Source organism: Halopseudomonas xiamenensis (assembly GCF_014219065.1).
Classification (GTDB): domain Bacteria; phylum Pseudomonadota; class Gammaproteobacteria; order Pseudomonadales; family Pseudomonadaceae; genus Halopseudomonas; species Halopseudomonas xiamenensis.
Window position 1 is genome coordinate 1 of sequence record NZ_JACLGO010000073.1, and the last position, 789, is coordinate 789.

1 protein-coding gene is annotated in these 789 nt (G+C 62.5%); it reads right to left on the minus strand.

The window, feature by feature from the left end:
- Positions 1-69 precede the first annotated feature (69 nt).
- Positions 70-789: electron transfer flavoprotein subunit beta/FixA family protein (locus tag H6X51_RS19860; RefSeq protein ID WP_185269136.1), on the minus strand; the 720-nt coding region annotated here is incomplete at its 5' end.

Consider the following 789-nt stretch of genomic DNA (forward strand, 5'->3'; position numbering starts at 1 on the left):
GCCACGGTGTTCAGGGTGGCGGCATTCAGTTCGGCGTTGTTGTGTTCGGCAATAACCAGAATCGTCATGTCAGATCACCTTGGCTTCGTTCTTCAGTTTGTCGACCAGCTCGTCGACGGTCTTGACCTTGATACCGGCGCTGCGCGCGGCTGGGGCTTCGACCTTGACCACGCTCAGGCTGGAAGCGGTGCTGACGCCCAGCTCTTCCGGCTTGAGGGTTTCCAGCGGCTTCTTCTTGGCCTTCATGATGTTCGGCAAGGAGGCGTAGCGCGGCTCGTTCAGGCGCAGGTCGGTGGTGACGATGGCCGGCAGTTTCAGATCGACGGTCTGCAGACCGCCATCGATTTCGCGGGTGACCTTGACCCGGTCGCCTTCGACGTTGACGGCCGAGGCGAAGGTGCCCTGGGCGTAGCCGGACAGCGCCGCCAGCATCTGGCCGGTCTGGTTGTTGTCCGAATCGATGGCCTGCTTGCCGAGAATGACCAGCTGCGGCTGTTCCTTGTCGACCACGGCCTTGAGCAGCTTGGCGATGGCCAGGGAGTTCAGTTCGTCAGCGGATTCGACCAGCACGGCGCGGTCGGCACCCAGTGCCAGGGCGGTGCGCAGTTGCTCCTGGGCAGCGGTCGGGCCGACGGAGACGGCGACGATCTCGGTGGCGATGCCCTTCTCTTTCAGGCGCACTGCTTCTTCCACGGCGATTTCGCAGAAGGGGTTCATGGACATCTTGACGTTGGCGAGGTCGACACCGCTGTTGTCCGCCTTGACGCGAACCTTGACGTTGTAGTCAAC